The sequence below is a fragment of the Avibacterium sp. 21-586 genome (assembly GCF_026226775.1).
In the GTDB taxonomy this organism is placed as follows: Bacteria; Pseudomonadota; Gammaproteobacteria; order Enterobacterales; family Pasteurellaceae; genus Avibacterium.
This window is the reverse complement of the sequence record NZ_JAKKOD010000001.1, coordinates 954,984-973,128: the sequence shown is the minus strand read 5'-3', so window position 1 is coordinate 973,128 and position 18,145 is coordinate 954,984. Positions and strand designations below refer to the sequence as shown.

General features: G+C 37.7%; 17 protein-coding genes and 1 CRISPR repeat array. Of the genes, 13 read left to right on the top strand and 4 right to left on the bottom strand.

Features of this window, described 5'->3' with window-relative positions:
* From L5B71_RS04425 to L5B71_RS04390, 8 genes are all read left to right on the top strand, one after another.
* Positions 1-1,182, top strand: a complete 1,182-nt coding sequence (locus tag L5B71_RS04425) for a Card1-like endonuclease domain-containing protein (protein WP_265757181.1) — start codon at positions 1-3, stop codon at positions 1,180-1,182.
* Positions 1,179-2,336: a CRISPR-associated ring nuclease Csm6 gene (csm6, locus tag L5B71_RS04420; protein WP_265757180.1), complete on the top strand. Its 1,158-nt coding sequence runs from the start codon at positions 1,179-1,181 to the stop codon at positions 2,334-2,336. The genes L5B71_RS04425 and csm6 overlap by 4 nt, the downstream gene beginning before the upstream one ends.
* Positions 2,337-2,570: 234 nt before the next feature.
* Positions 2,571-3,356, top strand: coding sequence for a hypothetical protein (locus tag L5B71_RS04415; protein WP_265757179.1), 786 nt, complete (start codon positions 2,571-2,573; stop codon positions 3,354-3,356).
* Between the two features lie 90 nt (positions 3,357-3,446).
* A complete protein-coding gene (locus L5B71_RS04410; protein ID WP_265757178.1) occupies positions 3,447-3,803 on the top strand; it encodes a hypothetical protein in 357 nt (118 codons plus the stop codon).
* Between the two features lie 9 nt (positions 3,804-3,812).
* Entirely contained in the window at positions 3,813-4,091 is a 279-nt protein-coding gene (cas2, locus tag L5B71_RS04405; protein WP_265757177.1) for a CRISPR-associated endonuclease Cas2, read from the top strand.
* An 8-nt stretch (positions 4,092-4,099) separates the two neighbouring features.
* Complete coding sequence (cas1, locus tag L5B71_RS04400) at positions 4,100-5,167, top strand: CRISPR-associated endonuclease Cas1 (protein WP_265757176.1); 1,068 nt, start codon at positions 4,100-4,102, stop codon at positions 5,165-5,167.
* 20 nt (positions 5,168-5,187) lie between these two features.
* Positions 5,188-5,499 (top strand): CRISPR-associated endonuclease Cas2, encoded by a 312-nt coding sequence (gene cas2 / locus L5B71_RS04395; RefSeq protein ID WP_265757175.1) that lies wholly within the window; start codon positions 5,188-5,190, stop codon positions 5,497-5,499.
* A gap of 116 nt (positions 5,500-5,615) precedes the next feature.
* A CRISPR array of direct repeats spans positions 5,616-7,743; the repeat unit is 37 nt; unit sequence GTCGAAAGACATTGCCCTGTACGAAAGGGATTAAGAC.
* A gap of 79 nt (positions 7,744-7,822) precedes the next feature.
* Positions 7,823-8,020, top strand: coding sequence for a hypothetical protein (locus tag L5B71_RS04390; protein ID WP_265757174.1), 198 nt, complete (start codon positions 7,823-7,825; stop codon positions 8,018-8,020).
* Between the two features lie 663 nt (positions 8,021-8,683).
* Here L5B71_RS04390 and L5B71_RS04385 read toward each other — a convergent pair.
* Positions 8,684-9,394, bottom strand: a complete 711-nt coding sequence (locus L5B71_RS04385) for a hypothetical protein (protein WP_265757173.1) — start codon at positions 9,392-9,394, stop codon at positions 8,684-8,686.
* An 83-nt stretch (positions 9,395-9,477) separates the two neighbouring features.
* Positions 9,478-9,780 (bottom strand): hypothetical protein, encoded by a 303-nt coding sequence (locus tag L5B71_RS04380; RefSeq protein WP_265757172.1) that lies wholly within the window; start codon positions 9,778-9,780, stop codon positions 9,478-9,480.
* 145 nt (positions 9,781-9,925) lie between these two features.
* Here L5B71_RS04380 and L5B71_RS04375 point away from each other — a divergent pair, with 145 nt between their 5' ends.
* The 4 genes from L5B71_RS04375 to holA all read left to right on the top strand — a co-directional run bounded on the left by L5B71_RS04375 (position 9,926) and on the right by holA (position 14,619).
* Positions 9,926-10,303 (top strand): helix-turn-helix domain-containing protein, encoded by a 378-nt coding sequence (locus tag L5B71_RS04375; protein WP_265757171.1) that lies wholly within the window; start codon positions 9,926-9,928, stop codon positions 10,301-10,303.
* Between the two features lie 147 nt (positions 10,304-10,450).
* Positions 10,451-13,033 carry a leucine--tRNA ligase gene (leuS, locus tag L5B71_RS04370; protein WP_265757170.1) on the top strand — a complete coding sequence of 861 codons (2,583 nt, stop codon included), beginning with the start codon at positions 10,451-10,453 and terminating at the stop codon, positions 13,031-13,033.
* 48 nt (positions 13,034-13,081) lie between these two features.
* On the top strand, positions 13,082-13,582 hold the full coding sequence (locus L5B71_RS04365) for an LPS-assembly lipoprotein LptE (protein WP_265757169.1): 501 nt from the start codon (positions 13,082-13,084) through the stop codon (positions 13,580-13,582).
* A complete protein-coding gene (gene holA, locus L5B71_RS04360; RefSeq protein ID WP_265757168.1) occupies positions 13,582-14,619 on the top strand; it encodes a DNA polymerase III subunit delta in 1,038 nt (345 codons plus the stop codon). The genes L5B71_RS04365 and holA overlap by 1 nt, the downstream gene beginning before the upstream one ends.
* A 97-nt stretch (positions 14,620-14,716) precedes the next feature.
* Here holA and dsbB read toward each other — a convergent pair whose 3' ends face one another.
* Together dsbB and nhaB are read right to left on the bottom strand one after the other, a co-directional pair.
* Positions 14,717-15,250, bottom strand: a complete 534-nt coding sequence (dsbB, locus tag L5B71_RS04355; protein ID WP_265757167.1) for a disulfide bond formation protein DsbB — start codon at positions 15,248-15,250, stop codon at positions 14,717-14,719.
* A 12-nt stretch (positions 15,251-15,262) separates the two neighbouring features.
* On the bottom strand, positions 15,263-16,804 hold the full coding sequence (gene nhaB, locus L5B71_RS04350) for a Na(+)/H(+) antiporter NhaB (RefSeq protein ID WP_265757166.1): 1,542 nt from the start codon (positions 16,802-16,804) through the stop codon (positions 15,263-15,265).
* A 130-nt stretch (positions 16,805-16,934) separates the two neighbouring features.
* Between nhaB and fadR the strand changes: the two genes are divergently transcribed.
* Positions 16,935-17,660, top strand: a complete 726-nt coding sequence (gene fadR / locus L5B71_RS04345) for a fatty acid metabolism transcriptional regulator FadR (RefSeq protein ID WP_265757165.1) — start codon at positions 16,935-16,937, stop codon at positions 17,658-17,660.
* Positions 17,661-18,145 lie beyond the last annotated feature (485 nt).

The following is an 18,145-nucleotide window of genomic DNA, read 5'->3' as shown; positions in this document are numbered from 1 at the left end:
ATGATGAAATTTGATATTCATTTTTGTTTAATTTCAGGGCAAGCGGCACCAAATTTATTGCCTATTTTAGATATGGAATTTAAACCTCAAAAAGCGGTTTTTGTGGTATCAAAAGCAATGAAAAAACAAGCAGAGCATTTAGCAAAAGTGTTTATTGCTAACAAAGTTCAAGTTGAACCGATTAACCTTGAAGATGAGTTTGATTTTGCAAAAACATCAGAACAATTATTATCTCTTGTTGAACAATATGAAGATAAAAACGTTGCATTAAATGTTACTGGTGGAACAAAACTAATTTCTATTGCTGCAGCAGATGCTTTCAATATGATAGAGAAACCGATCTTTTACATCAATACAGACAATAATGAAATTATCTTTTTATCTAAAGATGAAAATAAAGAATGGATTGCTAATAAACCATTGGATACTAACATAACACTGAGTACTTATTTAGCCGCATATGGAAAAAGCATTAAAGCAGCGCAAGATAAAATTAATCCCTCACTATTAGAACCAATGCAACCTGTGATTAAATATTATGATAAGTATAAAGATGTTTTACCATCACTGAATTTTGCAGCCGCAGAAGCAGAAAAAAATAAGTTAAAATATGAATTTGACAAAAAATTTTCTATGACAGCTGAATTTGAAGACTTCTTAAATGAGTTAGATTTCCGACGTCTGATAGATTATAACGGAAGATTAGTTCATTTTAAAAATGAAGAGATAAGAGCATTCCTGAATGGTGGTTGGTTAGAAGATTATGTTTTTCAACAAGTCAAAGGAATTAAAAAAGGAGAGACTAAAAAGGTAGATGATGTATTAGAAAATGTAGAGCTGACTAATGATCAATATCAACAAAATAAAAGTGATTATATTGCCCAAAATCGTGGTAATAAGAATGAATTTGATGTTATTTTTTTAGCTAGAAATAAATTACATATTATTGAATGTAAAACACAGAAATTTGGCAAAGGCTCAGGACAAAAAGCGGAAGATATTTTATATAAATTAGAAACCTTAAAAGATTATGGTGGTTTAATGACTAAAAAATGCTTAGTGAGTTATTTTGAAGTGCCAGAAGCGGTGAGTAACCGTGCAAAATCCTTAGAGATTCATATTATCCAAGGGAAAGATATTGCACGTTTAAAACAGTTAATTCAAGAATGGATTGCGAAATGAAAACCTATAACAAAAAAATTTTGCTTTCGGTAACGGGAATGTCACCTGCGGTGGTAACCGAAACCCTTTATGCGTTAATTACGGAAAAAGGATTTATTCCGACGGAAATTCGAGTCATTACCACATTGCGTGGCAAGCGTTTATTGCTTGAAAAGTTATTAGGCATTGAAAATGGCAAAAAGAAAAATGCTGGGGCGCTAGCTGAGTTTATTCAAGATTATGGTGAGCAATATGGCTTTTCCGAAATTCATTTTGACGAAAGCTGTATTGAAGTAATTGAAGATAGAGATCATCACAAATTAGAAGACATTCGTTCGCCAGAAGAAAATAGTCTTGCTTCAGATCAAATTGTTCGCCTTGTGGCGGAGCTATGCCAAGATGATAATGCCGCACTTCACGTTTCCATTGCTGGTGGGCGCAAAACAATGGGCTTTTTCTTAGGTTACGCGCTTTCATTATATGGACGTGAACAGGATAGCCTTTCTCACGTTTTGGTTTCTGAAGGTTTTGAAAATCAAGATAGCTTTTTCTATCCTAAGCCTTATTCCTACATTATTACGGGTAAAGATGGTAAGCCTTTAGATGCAAAAGAAGGAAACGTAATGCTCGCGGAGATCCCTTGGGTACGTTTAAATCTTGGTGTGCCAGAAGGTTTATTGCAAAACACGATTTCATACAGTGATTCTGTACAAAAAGCACAAAATCTATTGGCAGAACCCAAAATCACCTTTTTATCACCGATTGATGATCGCAAAGTACAATTTGGTGAAACGGTAATTAAGCTTGCTCCGCAGGGTTATAGTATTTTGTTAAGTGTGGTGTTGAACAAAATTTGCGAGCAAAATTTAGATAATGAGCAGTTATTTAAAGCCTATTTTTTACCCATTTATCAAGCCATTAAAGCGGGCAGTCAACTAGATAAACGCTTTAAAGGAATTGGGACAGAAACCAGTGCTTATGCGGAGGAAGTGAAAAAAGTGTTAGCGGAAGCGCGTAATGATTTAGTTAAGAAAATCAAAGCGGCGTTTTCTATTAATAAAACAAATATCCCTTATATTCCTTCTTCCTCCTATGGGCGTTTTGAATTATTGGTGGATTTAGAACGGATTTCAGTCAAAGGAATCGAAGTCGATCTCAAACATATTTTAGATTAACATTTCTATTTCCCTAATCAAAGGCTTTCTGACAAACAGAAAGCCTTTTCTTCTTGTCTATTTCAGTAGTTTTGCAAATTTGTAATTTCACCATTATTTTTTAAACAAGGGTATGCTATAAGCATTAAAAGTAAAGCGTTATATTAATTATAAAATACAAATTTGTATTTTTAACTATTTAAATAAATGCTTATATATAATGTATAACAATTAGATACTTTAATGGAGATGATTATGTACTACTTAACAAATAATAACTTAGGTAAGTTTTTAGCGAGATTAGATTTTAATGAGGCATTTTATAACTATAAATATTCATATTATAATAATGAATTGAAGGAGTTTGATATTGACCTTGGTTTTTTTACTAAGGATGAAGCAAAAAATTTAGTAATTGCAGAAAGAATCTATTTCGATCTAAAAGTTGAGATGGATAAATATTTAATTATAGAAAAAAAGAATAATCAAACAAGATGGGTTTTTGAGATTCATAACTCTTCTTTTCATGCAGATAAAGATTGTGAAAAGCTAAAGAGCCGTTTTTCTAATTATCAAATGCCAAATGTTGATAATCCTGATGAGTATAGAGCCTACTTTGAAAAAATTTTCCCAGAGCTGGAAGCTCAAAATGATATTAATAAAAAATGGGAATTTTCGACCATTATTAAGGAAAAGTTTAACCTTAAAGAAGATTTAGATTTTATCGTTGAACATTATCTTACCCCTGTTAATAAGAAAAATTCAGGAGTTACTAGTATTGTTGTTGATATTAATGAAAATATTGAGGAGTTCAAAGTTCTAACGGAAAATTGCCCTAAATATGATGTTCGTCGTGCTTATTTTAAGAAAAATGATTCTGATAACGGTAAATATTTTGAGTATGTCTATAATTTAAGAAAAAATATTTATAGTCAAATGCTCTTATTTTATATTTCTAAAATCCTTGAAAAAGGTTTGGAAATAAATGAAGAGCTATTAAAACTTACAGGTTTTTCCCCTTGTAGTTGTTGCAAGAAATGAAAATAACAAATTTGTTATTTTTACTCTTTTTTTTCTTGTTATTTATGATAGGGGGTATTGTTAGCAATCATCTAAAATAAGGAGAAGAAAATGTACTCAGCTAATGCACGTTTTGAAACTTATCAACAACCTGCGCAGCAAGGTACATTTGCCGTATCCCCTTATACAGATAGCGAAGTGCAAGCGATTATTGCAGGCTACACTGAATATGCCTCAGATCTTGCATATCGTGGACGTTTTTTCGTCAAAAATGGCCTAAAATGGATCCATAATTTGGAAGCCTTACGCCGTAAATTAAACAATGAATATGGTCGTTATATTGATGACGAAGAACTTCGCGCGGAATTTGGCTATGACGTGGAAAACTACTACGCACGCCACCAAAATTTGCGTTTGCAACGTGATCCGGCATTCCGCCGCCTTATAGCGCAAATAAAAGTGCATTAGGAGGGAAAAATGAGTTCACGCCTGCGTTACCTCATTGCCTATGACATCACCGAAAATAAGCGGCTACATCGTATTCATAAAAAAGTGGAAGCCTATGCCATCGGTGGACAAAAATCCTTCTATGAATGTTGGATGACTGACAACGAACTTGAAGAATTCAAGCAACAAATTGAAACAATGCTAGAAATGGGCGACCGTGTATTTATTTTTCAATTACACAAAGACACCCAACCTATGCTTTATGGCATTGCACACCTTCAATCAACTCAACCTTTTTTGCTGATTTAGGAGGAACTATGTCTAGCTTATATATTGATCGTAAAGGAATTGAAATTAAACTTAATAGCGAAGCTCTTGCTTGTTACGAAAATGGCGAGCGTGTAGGCACCATTCCTCTTGCGCCCATTGATCGCGTTTATCTTAAAGGTAATGTTAAATTACAAGCTTCATTGCTCGCTAAATTTGGTGAAAAAGGCATAGGAATCATCTGCTTATCGGGCAGAAAAAATACCCCTACTTTATTTATTCCACAACCGCATAATGATGCGCAACGCAGAATTGCCCAATATCAGCTCAGTCAAAATGAGCTTTTTTGTCTTGTTTATGCAAAAAATGTTGTGTTGGCTAAATTGATCACACAAAAAAATTGGCTATGGGAAGCGATTAGCAAACGTCCAGATAAAAAAGATAAACTGATCAAAAAAGTGAGTGAATTGGATAGCCTTATCAGTCGGGTTAATGAACAACCCGATCTACCAGCGTTAAGGGGAATAGAAGGACGCGCCGCCGCCGTCTATTTTTCCGCACTCAGCCAATATCTACCACCAGCACTTGATTTTCAAGGACGAAATCGCCGCCCACCGCGAGATCCCTTCAATGTTGGGCTTTCGCTCTGTTATACAATGCTACACGCCGAAGCCGTATTATGTGCGTATTCCGCAGGGCTTGATCCCTACATTGGTTTTTACCACAGCTTAGACTATGGGCGAGAATCTCTTGCTTGCGACCTAATCGAACCCTTACGCCCAATTGTGGATAACTGGTTGCTTGGTTGTTTTCGCCGTGAAGAACTGCGAGCAGATCACTTCACCACCACACAAGAAGGCTGTTTTCTTGGCAAAGCGGGTAGAGTGCATTTTTATCAAGCCTATGAAAAAGTGATTGCCGAATGGCGAAAAATGCTCACCGAAAATTGCTATGATCTCAGCAAATTATTCAAAGAACATCAATCTAATGTATCGCCACAACGTCGTAGCAGCACCTTATTATCATCACCAGAAATCGTAAAAGATTGGCAATGGCACTTGCAAAGTTACTTTTTTAATTTGCACACAATGCTAAAAAATGTCGAGTTCGTCTTTTAACTAAAAAGAGCGGTGAAAAAATGCAATATTTATTAGGGTATGATATTTCCGATGAAAAACGCTTGCAAAGAGTCCATAGAAAAATGGTAAAATACGCCACGCCTATACAATATAGCGTATTTTTATTTGAAGGAGATTGCCAAACATTACAGAAATGTATTGATGATATTTTGCAACTCATTCATAAAAAGCAAGATGATTTTCGGGTTTATCCTTTACCGAGCAACGCAAAACAATGGCAGCTTGGTGAAGCAATACTTCCAGAAGGCATAATTTGGACAGCCTTACCTCTCAATAATGAAGGAAAGGTGAGTCAAAAAATTGTGGCATAGAGAAATAAAGTTGGTTAAATATTATCCAAGTCGAAACCTAACTCTTCAAAGTGCGATCATTTTCTCGAAAGGTTTTTATAACTTATTGATCGCACAAAGAAAAATCACCTTGAGCGGTCGAAAGACATTGCCCTGTACGAAAGGGATTAAGACTACATCTTCTGATGTAAGGTCGATTTTAACCACTGTCGAAAGACATTGCCCTGTACGAAAGGGATTAAGACCATCAGAAGATGTAAGGTTGATTTTAGCCACTTGTTGTCGAAAGACATTGCCCTGTACGAAAGGGATTAAGACCTTTCTTCTACTTTAATTACTTCCTCATGGTTTAAGTCGAAAGACATTGCCCTGTACGAAAGGGATTAAGACTCTTTTACCTCTACTAAATTAATTGCTTGAGCTCTGTCGAAAGACATTGCCCTGTACGAAAGGGATTAAGACTCAGCTAATGCAATACGGTATTCCCGCATTTCTGCTGTCGAAAGACATTGCCCTGTACGAAAGGGATTAAGACACTTTATTCTTTATCAAACAGATCATCGATAATGTCGAAAGACATTGCCCTGTACGAAAGGGATTAAGACGATTGTTCATAGTCTTTTCCTTTCGTTGTTAGTTAAGTCGAAAGACATTGCCCTGTACGAAAGGGATTAAGACTCACGTAATGACATAATTGAATCTCCATATAATGTGTCGAAAGACATTGCCCTGTACGAAAGGGATTAAGACGATTCATTTTCAGCTAATGTTAAGCGGTATGACCGTCGAAAGACATTGCCCTGTACGAAAGGGATTAAGACTCGTTTTCCATAGCTTTTCCCCTTAAATTATTTCTTTGTCGAAAGACATTGCCCTGTACGAAAGGGATTAAGACTTAACATCTTCCGATGTTAAATTAATTTTAGCCACTGTCGAAAGACATTGCCCTGTACGAAAGGGATTAAGACGTGATTAAGACGATTAGCTTGTCTGTTAAGCCAATGTCGAAAGACATTGCCCTGTACGAAAGGGATTAAGACCCTTGCTTCTGCTTTAATGACTTCTTCGTCATTAAGTCGAAAGACATTGCCCTGTACGAAAGGGATTAAGACCTTAGATCTTTGTCGGAACTATATCTTTCGACATGGTCGAAAGACATTGCCCTGTACGAAAGGGATTAAGACGTAATAATTCTTCGTCATTATCCACTACACCGTGCCGTCGAAAGACATTGCCCTGTACGAAAGGGATTAAGACAACCACGTTTCGCCACTTCCCAACTTGCGTTAGCAGTCGAAAGACATTGCCCTGTACGAAAGGGATTAAGACTTATTCTTTTAGCGTTACGATTGATCCACTGTAGACCGTCGAAAGACATTGCCCTGTACGAAAGGGATTAAGACTTCAGCTTTAACCGTTTGCTCGCTATTTAAGCGAGTCGAAAGACATTGCCCTGTACGAAAGGGATTAAGACCTCTTGGGTAAAAGTGTGTTGAGTAAGGTTCAGTCGAAAGACATTGCCCTGTACGAAAGGGATTAAGACTCTCTCATTTCGTGCTTTTATTATATTGTACTTTCGTCGAAAGACATTGCCCTGTACGAAAGGGATTAAGACCTATTAAAACCATTCTATCCGTACAACGCCTAGCTGTCGAAAGACATTGCCCTGTACGAAAGGGATTAAGACTAATTTATCTAGGGCTTTAATGTCTTCTTTGACAGAGTCGAAAGACATTGCCCTGTACGAAAGGGATTAAGACCGATTAAGCCAGTCAATAGAGTTGCTTACTGAATGTCGAAAGACATTGCCCTGTACGAAAGGGATTAAGACAGTTTACGGACCTCTCGGTCAATAGCACTGTCTAGTCGAAAGACATTGCCCTGTACGAAAGGGATTAAGACTTAACTACCCTTAATTATTATTCTTTATCGAATAGCTGTCGAAAGACATTGCCCTGTACGAAAGGGATTAAGACTTTCTCTGGCTTGGTTATATGCGTCCTCCGTGTTGTCGTCGAAAGACATTGCCCTGTACGAAAGGGATTAAGACCAATATCGCCGTCAAATTCCGCACTTAAGCGGTATCGTCGAAAGACATTGCCCTGTACGAAAGGGATTAAGACTCTGCACGTTTAATTAATTCTGACTCTGTTTCAGCTGTCGAAAGACATTGCCCTGTACGAAAGGGATTAAGACTCTTTTTCGTTTCTAGCCCAGAGAATTATTCTGTCGAAAGACATTGCCCTGTACGAAAGGGATTAAGACTAAACCTTGCGAAAAATGTCAAAAACTCTTAGATCAAGATTACATTGGGGTTATTGGTTTTGACCCAGAACAATCTAATGTGAAAGATGGACAAGTAGACCTATATGAGCTACACAGAATTGGCTTAATCTATATAAAAAAAGAAGCTCTAAATCAGATAATGCCAACTGCTGTACCAACACCACAAGGGTTTATCCTTGTTGATAAAGAAGTATTTGAAAAACTAACAGAATTAGCAGAATCTGCTCAAGAAAAGGAAGAAAAAGAAGATGCTTAAACATCTAAGTAAAAGAACAAAAAATTTACTACTAATTACACCAATTTTAGTTTATTTAATTTTTTATTTTCTTTTAAACTATCTCTTTAGTTCCGAAAAAACGATTTTTTCAGTACACTGTTATTTCGGTGGGGAATCGGTATATCAATCGACAGCTACCGAATTAGAATTCTCACAAGGTGTCTGGTATGTAACAGATATCTATGGAGAGAAATATGTTACTAACGCAATGTGTATTGGAACAACAACAAATGGCAAAACTGACAACTAAGTCGAAAGACATTGCCCTGTACGAAAGGGATTAAGACACAAACATTGCTGCAGTATTGCCATAAAAATCTAGTCGAAAGACATTGCCCTGTATGAAAGGGATAATAACGCTTACTGATGCTTGTCGTACTAGATTTGCTTTTATTAAATAAGAAGTATTAAAAGACTTAATTTCAGATGCTAAACCAGTCCCTTTAGGCTTTATCTTTGTTGAATATGAGGTACTTAATTTTAGGGGGGAGTAAATTAGCCCTAAATTCTATATCAAAAGCAACGTACTTTAGCAATTCTTTTGCATATACATATCGAGGGTAGAGAGATAGCTAAAGGATGACAAATCCGTTTTTAAAAATGGATTTGTCATTTTAAGTCGATGTTTTATGTTTAGTATTATTATAAAAATTCTTTCCTCTCTCTCTCCATTAAGTTACGTAAGTTTTCAAAATGGTTTTTATCTAGACGTTCGAAACATTTGTCGATTAATTTTTTACCTTCCTCTACTGCTAAAGTATAATTATTAGCAATCCATTGTTCGTAAGTAATACCTGTTTTTTCTTCTTCACAGTTAAACGCACCATCAACTCTGGAATGTGTAGCATAAATTGTGAATCCTACTTTTAGTTTGAAGTAGTCATCGTCATAAACGAGATAATTAGGTTTTGCATAGAAATAAATGGGTATAGGTGAATAATCTTGTGTAGTAGAGAAACGAATATTTTGTTTTATCGCCTCTATATATTTAGGATAGGCGTAACTATGACTAATATTAGGAATATTTGTTATGGTTCCCTCAAGTTGTTCTTTTGAAAAACCAAGATTGTTCCAACTGCACGGAAGCAAAGAAAATGGATTGCAGAGAATTACCCCGAAAGTACCATTGAGTGCAACCTGGGCGGCAGTATGTCCTCTTGTTATCACACGGAGGTGATCTTGCGAAGGTGTTGGACTTTTGGGGGCATCTCCTGGCTTTCCTACGCCGTAATAGATATTTATGGTGCTACCATCAACGGTAACGAATTTCTCGCTATGAGGCGTTTTATTCTGCGTTGCACAAGAGGTAATCAATAAAGGACAACTCAATAATAGTAAAATAAGCTTATTCATTTTTTCATCCCAAAATTCATAATTATTAATAAAACAATAAAGAAACAAAGATACTGGATATAGTAGTCAATGATATGGTTATCTTAATATAGCTGATAACCTTGTTTTTTTAGCATTTTGACTTTCTGTTCCCATTTTTCCTTATCATCTGGGGATACCCCCCATATGAATCCTTTAGCCTCCATACAACTGGCGATTAGCGTATTTTTTTCTGTTGGGTCAACTTTATTCATTCCTACATCATAAATACATTTTGCATTACTAACTCTGGCGTCTTGGGCGGTTGTTCCTTGTTTATACCATCGTTCTGCTGGCATAGCGGGATACTGAAGCATTGCGCAACTCGTGGTTACTAAAATCATTGCAGTGATGAAAACTTTTTTCATTAGATTTTTCTCCTTTTGGTTATCTTGGATAGTTAAATACTCATAAGAGGCGTATTTTATAAAATATACAACACTAAAGAGATCAACTCAAGCGTATAAATAGCAAAAAATATCATTCAAAGAGTATCTATTTACGGAGAAAGGAATGAGTAAATTTATTGCAGCGAGGGTTGATATCGCGGTGGGTAAAAAAATTCAACAAAGACGAAAAGAATTGGGGTTTACAGCAGAAAATCTCGCAGAGCAAATTGGCGTATCTCAACAACAATTTTCACGCTATGAGCGTGGCGTAACCAAGATTAATGTTTCACATTTGGTAAATATTGCCGTCATTTTAAACACGCCTATTAGTTGGTTTTTTGCCGATGTACAAGCAGAAAATTTGACATTTTCTGTCAGAAATGAATATGTTCCTATTCGTAATGATGCACTGAAAATGCGTTTAGACTACCATTGGGAGCACCTGAATAACGAGCAAAAACGAAATTTAATCAATTTACTTGATTCTATCCATAAAACTTAGAGCTATGGCAAATTGAAAGTTCTATCAATTTTCCCCATTTTACGCTATTCTATACCACATTTTATTATTCATCTATGCCGCCTAAAATCGCCTTAATAAATAGGCAAAGTGCGGTCAATTTTTTGATAATTTTTTAAAGGTAACATTATGCAAGAACAATATCGCCCTGATTTGATTGAGAGTGAAGTGCAGAAATATTGGGCTGAGAATAAAACGTTTAAAGCGGTGCAAGATCCAGCTAAAGAGAAATATTATTGCCTTTCAATGTTCCCCTATCCCTCTGGTCGCTTGCATATGGGACACGTTCGCAACTATACCATTGGTGATGTGATTTCTCGTTATCAGCGAATGAACGGTAAAAATGTGTTACAGCCAATGGGGTGGGACGCTTTCGGCTTGCCAGCAGAGGGCGCAGCGGTGAAAAATAAAACCGCACCTGCAAAATGGACGTACGAAAATATTGATTATATGAAAAATCAGCTCAAAATTTTGGGCTTTGGTTTTGACTGGGATCGTGAAATTGCTACTTGTAAACCAGAATATTACAAATGGGAACAATGGTTCTTCACAGAGCTTTATCGCAAAGGTTTAGTGTATAAAAAAACCTCTAGCGTAAACTGGTGTCCGAATGATGAAACCGTGCTTGCCAATGAGCAAGTTCACGAAGGGTGTTGCTGGCGCTGTGATACGCCTGTGGAGCAAAAAGAGATCCCACAATGGTTTATTAAAATCACCGACTATGCCGAGCAACTATTAGGTGGTTTAGATCATCTGCCAGAATGGCCAGATATGGTGAAAACAATGCAACGTAACTGGATTGGCCGTTCGGAAGGGGTGGAAATTACCTTCAAGATTGAAAATTCTGATGAAACCATAACAGTTTATACCACACGTCCTGATACTTTCTATGGCGTGTCTTATCTTGCTGTGGCAGCGGCGCACCCATTAGCAGAAAAAGCGGCGCAAAATAACCCCGCACTTGTGCAATTTATTCAAGAAGCCAAAAACACCAAAGTGGCGGAAGCGGAGCTTGCCACAATGGAGAAAAAAGGAATGGCAACGGGTATTCACGCCATTCACCCGATTACAGGAAAATTAGTGCCTGTTTGGGTGGCAAATTTCGTGTTAATGCACTATGGAACGGGAGCGGTAATGGCCGTGCCTGCACACGATGAGCGTGATTATGAGTTCGCTAAAAAATATGATTTACCGCTTTATCCGGTGATTACGCCAGCAGACGGTAGCCCGTTAGATTTATCACAGCAGGCTTACACCGAACACGGTATTTTGATAAATTCAGCAGAATTTGATGGCTTGGATTTTGATGCCGCATTCAATGGTATCGCCGATAAATTAGAAAAAATGGGCGTGGGCAAACGCCAAGTGAATTATCGTTTACGCGATTGGGGCGTATCTCGCCAACGTTATTGGGGCGCACCAATTCCAATGCTAACACTGGAAAACGGTGAAGTTGTGCCTGCACCATTGGCTGATTTACCGATCGTGTTACCTGAAGATGTGGTAATGGACGGCGTGCGCAGCCCGATCAAAGCGGATCCAAATTGGGCAAAAACCACTTATAACGGACAACCGGCATTGAAAGAAACCGACACTTTCGACACCTTTATGGAATCGTCGTGGTATTACGCGCGTTACACTTGCCCTGATTTCCACCAAGCAATGCTGAATCCAGAAGAGGCCAATTACTGGCTACCTGTGGATCAATATATCGGTGGGATCGAACACGCTACAATGCACTTGCTTTACTTCCGCTTCTTCCACAAATTATTGCGTGATGCGGGCTTAGTGAACTCTGACGAGCCTGCAAACAAATTATTGTGTCAAGGAATGGTATTAGCTGATGCGTTCTATTACACCAGCGACACCAACGAGCGCATTTGGGTATCACCTACGAAAGTAACCCTTGAGCGTGATGAGAAAGGACGTATTATCCGTGCCATTGATGATGAAGGACGCGAGTTAGTCCACAGCGGAATGACAAAAATGTCCAAATCGAAAAACAATGGTATTGACCCACAAGAAATGGTGGAAAAATACGGTGCGGATACTGTGCGCTTATTTATGATGTTTGCTTCCCCAGCGGAAATGACCTTGGAATGGCAAGAGTCTGGTGTGGAAGGGGCAAATCGTTTCCTACGCCGTTTATGGAATTTGGTGTTTGAATACAGCAAAAATACAGCAAAAACTGCGCTAAATCCGACCGCACTTTCAAGCAGCCAAAAAGCTTTGCGCCGTGATGTGCATAAAACCATTGCGAAAGTGAGCGATGATATTGGTCGCCGCCAAACCTTTAACACGGCGATTGCGGCGGTAATGGAGCTAATGAACAAATTAACCAAAGCCCCATTGGACGATGAGCAAGATCGCGCAGTAATGGCAGAAGCCTTAAATGCAGTGGTAAGAATGCTTTACCCAATCACTCCGCACATTTGTTTCCAATTGTGGAAAGCACTTGGCAACCAAGACACCATTGACTTCGCCCCTTGGGTGAAAGCCGATGCGCAAGCAATGGTTGATGACGAAAAACTAGTGGTGGTGCAAGTAAACGGTAAAGTACGCGCGAAAATCACTGTGCCTGCGGATATGGCAGAAGACGCTATTAAAGAAATCGCCCTTGCTGATCCGAATGTACAAAAATTCCTAGACGGTTTAAACATTGTGAAAACTATCTATGTACCAGGTAAGTTATTTAGCTTTGTGGCGAAATAACCCAACCGCTCCACTCATCGAGTGGAGCGAATTATTAAGAGAAACACTATGTTGAATTTACTGAAAAAATTATGCCTTGTCGGTGCGTTGGCAACGCTCGCGGCTTGTGGTTTCCATTTTGAAAATGGTGAATTAATTCCGCAAGAGATGAAAACATTGCGTTTGGAAAGCAGTGATCCTTATGATGCGATGACGATTGCTATGCGCAAGCAATTGCGAGCCAACAACATTCAGCTTGTTGAGCAAGGCGATGTGGTGGTGTTGCGCTTAAATAATGCCCGTGAGAATAGCCAAGTGGCGTCTATTTTCAAACAAGGGCGTGAGGCGGAAAAAGTGTTGGTGTTGCAAGTAGAAGCCAGCGTTCAGCTTAAAAATAAACAACGTTATCCAATTAACACCCAAGTAACACGCACCTTCTTTGATAACTCACGCGCTGCTTTAGCGAAATCTGCTGAGAAAGACGTGATTTGGAACGATATGCGTGAACAAGCAGCGCGTCAGCTTATCACCAAAATGGTGGCGTTAAAACAACAGGTGAAAAGCCAATAATGCAACGTCTGTTTGCTGATCAGCTGAGTACCTCGCTAGAGAAAAAATTGGCATCAATTTATTGTCTAGTGGGGCAAGATCCTTTGCTTTTACAAGAAAGCAAGGATCTCATTTGTGCTATAGCAAAGCAGCAAGGCTTTGATGAAAAAAATGAAATCACGCTGGATAACAGCACCGATTGGATCGCCTTAAACGAACAAGTGCAATCAATGGGCTTGTTTTTCAGCCGTCAAATTTTATTGCTAAATTTTCCTGAAAATCTCACCGCACCTTTACAAAAGCGTTTAGCCGAATTAATTGGCTTATTAAATCAAGACGTGTTGCTTATTCTACAAACGGCAAAGCTCACCAAACCAATGGAAAAGCAAGATTGGTTTGTGCAAGCCAATCAGTTTGATGCGCAATTTTCTATCGTTAATTGTCAGACACCAAATATTGAACAGCTTCCCCGTTGGATTGTAGGGCGCAGCAAAGCCTTAGAGGTTTTTGTTGAGCCAGAAGCAATCCAGCTTTTGTGTTACAGCTACGAAAATAATCTTCTTGCCTTAAAACAAACCTTACAACTGCTCGCTTTACTTTATCCCAAGGATAAAATCACCTTATCGCGTCTGCAAACCGTGGTGGAGCAATCTTCCGTGTTTACCGTATTCCAATGGGTAGATGCCTTGCTTGAGGGCAAAAGCCAGCGTGCCAGACGGATTTTAGAGGGATTGCGCGGAGAAGAAATCCAGCCTGTGATTTTATTACGTACCTTACAACGTGAACTTATCACTCTGCTGACACTCACTCAACCACAACAAGGAATAAGCAATATTGATCAACCGCTTTCTACCGCAAAATTGCGTGAGCAGTTTGATCAACTCAAAATTTGGCAATCACGCCGCCCGCTTTTTCTGCAAGCGATCCAACGCTTAACCTATCGCAAATTGTATAAAATCATTCAACAGCTCGCTGAATTAGAACGTTTGGTAAAACTTGAATTTAGTGATGATGTATGGGGAAAATTAGCGGATCTATCTATTCAATTAGCACATTAAATCATCGAGTATTTTATAAAAAAACAAAGTGCGGTGATAAAACAAAAATATTTCACCGTACTTTGTTGTCATATTAGTTGTTAGATTAATAGATATATTATCTGAAAATATTTCTTCTTTGTTCAATATGTTTAAATTGGCTAATCAGTAAAATGGTTAGCAATAAACTATAAAAAGCAAAAATAACGATAATCCACTGTGCCATTGAGAAACCTAAGAAAGACCACGTAATCTCTGAGCAAGATCCCGTTGGGTTAAACACATAGGGTAACCACCGATCCAAAGGGAAGGATTGTGGGAACTCTGCCATATAAGAACATTGATTCCAAGGTGCAGGGTGAAGTTGATAATCAACGTGTTTAATGGCAAGTAACATTCCTTTCACCGAGCTACTTAAACCTAGAAATAACGCGAATAAACGCAAAATGAGCAAGCGAGGATAGAGTAGTCCTATTAATGCTGATAATGTAATGCCAAATAATGCGACTCGTTCATAAATACACATTACGCAAGGCGCTAATCCCATTCCATGCTGGAAATAAAGTGCGGTACTTTCTAAGGCTATTGTGGAGAGTAATAGAAGCAACCAACCACCGCGATTAAGAGATAACCGTTTGAAATATGTTAGCATTGAGTATCCTTCTTATATTGGAGTAATTAATCCAAATTCAGCCAGTAAATTCGTCATAGCAGGAAGTAAAAATTCTACCGCAAATAACCCAACTAAAGATAACACAATTGTATAAGGCAATGCCATATAAACCATGCGCCCATAAGATAAACGAATTAGTGGTGCTAATGAAGAGGTTAGCAAAAATAAAAAAGCCGCTTGTCCGTTTGGCGTTGCTACTGACGGGAGATTTGTTCCTGTGTTAATTGCGACAGCGATTAATTCAAACTGATGCGGCGAAATAATATTCTGCGTTAAAGCGGCTTTTGCCTCATTAATATACACAGTTGCAACGAATACATTATCAGAAATGGCTGATAAAACGCCATTAAATGCATAAAATAGCATTAACTGAATGTCTTCTGATGCAGAAAGCACTAGACTGATAATGGGGGCAAAAAGGTGTTGGTCAACAATTACTGCAACAACAGAAAAGAATACTACTAGCAATGCGGTAAATGGTAATGATTCTTGAAACGCTTTTCCTATACTATGTTCGTTCGTTATACCACAGGCTGAAGTACATAAAATAATCACGCTTAAACCAATCAATCCTACTGCTGCAAGGTGGAAAGCAAGTCCAATAACCAGCCAAATCCCAACCAAAGCTTGCATCACTAATTTTATTCGTTCTTGGTTATTCATTTTTAACTGGCGGTTGCGATCAAATTTAGCCAGAACACCCCACACTTTACGAGGTAATTTAGCACCATAGCCAAATAAATGGAATTTTTCCACTATAAAGCAAGTCAACACTCCGCAAATTAAAATTGGTATTGTAACGGGCGTCATCCGAAAAAAGAATTCACTAAATCCCCATTTAGCTTGTTCTGCGATAATTAAATTTTGAGGCTCTCCGACCATCGTCATCACCCCACCTAAAGCCGTACCTACGGAAGCGTGCATCATCAAGCTACGTAAAAAAGCTCGAAAGCCCTCTAGTGTTCCTTTTCGGTTACCAATATATTTATCATCATTGATATCATTCGAATCATCAAATTGTTTACCTGAAGCAACTTTATGATAAACACCATAAAACCCCATTACTACACTGATAATCACTGCCACAACGGTTAAAGCATCTAAAAATGCAGAAAGAAATGCTGCACTTAAGGTAAAAGAAAGGGATAGAACTAACTTAGAGCGGATATTTAATAAAAGCTTAGTAAAGATAAAAAGCAATAATTGCTTCATAAAATAAATACCAGCAACCATAAACATTAATAGAAGAATAACTTCAAAATTAGCCATAATTTCTTCTTTTACATGCTCTGGATGTGTCATTCCAATCATGATTGCTTCAATTGCAAGTAATCCGCCAGGTTGCAAGGGGTAGCATTTTAGTGCCATAGCAAGGGTTAAAATAAATTCAGCCACTAATGCCCAGCCAGCAATAAATGGACTTATATAAAAAAATAAAATCGGATTTAATACTAGAAATCCGACGATCGTTAGCTTATACCAGTCTGGGCTTGAACCTAGAAAATTTTTAAGGAATGCTTGAGAATAGTTCATATTACGACCTTCATTTTAAAACTAAAAATATAACTAGACTAATTGTAATATATCCACCTTTCAAGGATAATAAGAAATATCTATTTTGTTACCTATATCACAGTTTTTTAAAATTTTACAGCCCAAAAGTATGAATAATCATCAGTCGCTTCTTAAAGCCCAAAGCCCAGCTGGATTAGCTGAGGAATATATTGTAAAAAGTATTTGGAATAACCATTTTCCCCCTGGTAGTGATTTACCTGCAGAAAGAGAATTGGCAGAAAAAATTGGGGTAACCAGAACAACATTGCGTGAGGTCCTACAACGCCTTGCCCGTGATGGTTGGCTAAGTATTCAACATGGTAAGCCAACTCGGGTTAATAACGTATGGGAAACAGCTGGGCCAAATATCATCAGTACCCTAATTCAGCTTGATAAATCAACTATTCCTGTCATTATTACTAATGTCGTTTCGTTGCGTACAAGAATGGGAGAGCATTATATTCCTGAGGCAATTCAAACCGATGCTGCCGCCTCTTTAAAACTCTTTGAAAATTTACCGTACTTAGCTGATACTCCACAAGCCTATGCTGAATTTGACTATCATTTATACCGCTCTTTTACCTTTGTTGCTAACAAGCCTGTTTATGGACTAATTTTAAATAGTTTCAAAGAGCTGTATCACCAAGTCGCCTCATTATTTTTTTCAGAGGCTAAATCTCGCCAGTTAACAATGCAATTTTATAAAAATCTTCGACAAAGCTGTGAACAAGGAGATATACAGCTTGCCATACAATGTTTAGCTGAAAACAGAGAGCGTAGTGGGAGTATTTGGAAAACGATGTTACATCACTTACCAGCTGATTTTGGCGGATGAAGGATAAGTAAATAAAAAATTCGTGATAATATTGATCCAATACTTTCTCAAAAGTAAACCAGCAGTTCACCTAATGCAAAACAGCATCTATTCTATTGGCTAGCCAATGATATGTGGGAGGGGAGTACAGTAGAATTAGAGTTTAAAAGAATATGTCTTAGCCGGTTGTTTTACTCATTTCCTCAGCCACAATTTATCTATTGCACTATCCGATGATAGTCTGACTGCAGACATCAAAAGATGATGGTATCAAGGTCAAGTTCTATTTGACTTATTCTAGCCAATTATGTAGTCCTTCTCTTTTAAAATATCCATTGCAATAAGCTATCTTAATATCAATTTATCAGAATTAATAGATAAAGGAGTATAAGATGATAGGGGGGGGGAATGGGTTAATATAGATTTTAGTTTGATTTTTTATTCAAAATAATTGATTAATTATTTGTTTTAATCTATGCTATTTTTCACTTCATATAAATTCAAGG

What these genes read in the sequence shown, in the direction of transcription:
- holA (WP_265757168.1), top strand. Translation starts at nt 13,582, where the DNA reads ATGCAACGTCTGTTTGCTGATCAGCTGAGTACCTCGCTAGAGAAAAAA.
- cas2 (WP_265757175.1), top strand. Translation starts at nt 5,188, where the DNA reads ATGCAATATTTATTAGGGTATGATATTTCCGATGAAAAACGCTTGCAA.
- cas2 (WP_265757177.1), top strand. Translation starts at nt 3,813, where the DNA reads ATGAGTTCACGCCTGCGTTACCTCATTGCCTATGACATCACCGAAAAT.
- L5B71_RS04410 (WP_265757178.1), top strand. Translation starts at nt 3,447, where the DNA reads ATGTACTCAGCTAATGCACGTTTTGAAACTTATCAACAACCTGCGCAG.
- L5B71_RS04365 (WP_265757169.1), top strand. Translation starts at nt 13,082, where the DNA reads ATGTTGAATTTACTGAAAAAATTATGCCTTGTCGGTGCGTTGGCAACG.
- nhaB (WP_265757166.1), bottom strand. Translation starts at nt 16,804, where the DNA reads ATGAACTATTCTCAAGCATTCCTTAAAAATTTTCTAGGTTCAAGCCCA.
- dsbB (WP_265757167.1), bottom strand. Translation starts at nt 15,250, where the DNA reads ATGCTAACATATTTCAAACGGTTATCTCTTAATCGCGGTGGTTGGTTG.
- cas1 (WP_265757176.1), top strand. Translation starts at nt 4,100, where the DNA reads ATGTCTAGCTTATATATTGATCGTAAAGGAATTGAAATTAAACTTAAT.
- csm6 (WP_265757180.1), top strand. Translation starts at nt 1,179, where the DNA reads ATGAAAACCTATAACAAAAAAATTTTGCTTTCGGTAACGGGAATGTCA.
- L5B71_RS04385 (WP_265757173.1), bottom strand. Translation starts at nt 9,394, where the DNA reads ATGAATAAGCTTATTTTACTATTATTGAGTTGTCCTTTATTGATTACC.
- L5B71_RS04425 (WP_265757181.1), top strand. Translation starts at nt 1, where the DNA reads ATGATGAAATTTGATATTCATTTTTGTTTAATTTCAGGGCAAGCGGCA.
- L5B71_RS04415 (WP_265757179.1), top strand. Translation starts at nt 2,571, where the DNA reads ATGTACTACTTAACAAATAATAACTTAGGTAAGTTTTTAGCGAGATTA.
- L5B71_RS04375 (WP_265757171.1), top strand. Translation starts at nt 9,926, where the DNA reads ATGAGTAAATTTATTGCAGCGAGGGTTGATATCGCGGTGGGTAAAAAA.
- fadR (WP_265757165.1), top strand. Translation starts at nt 16,935, where the DNA reads ATGAATAATCATCAGTCGCTTCTTAAAGCCCAAAGCCCAGCTGGATTA.
- L5B71_RS04380 (WP_265757172.1), bottom strand. Translation starts at nt 9,780, where the DNA reads ATGAAAAAAGTTTTCATCACTGCAATGATTTTAGTAACCACGAGTTGC.
- leuS (WP_265757170.1), top strand. Translation starts at nt 10,451, where the DNA reads ATGCAAGAACAATATCGCCCTGATTTGATTGAGAGTGAAGTGCAGAAA.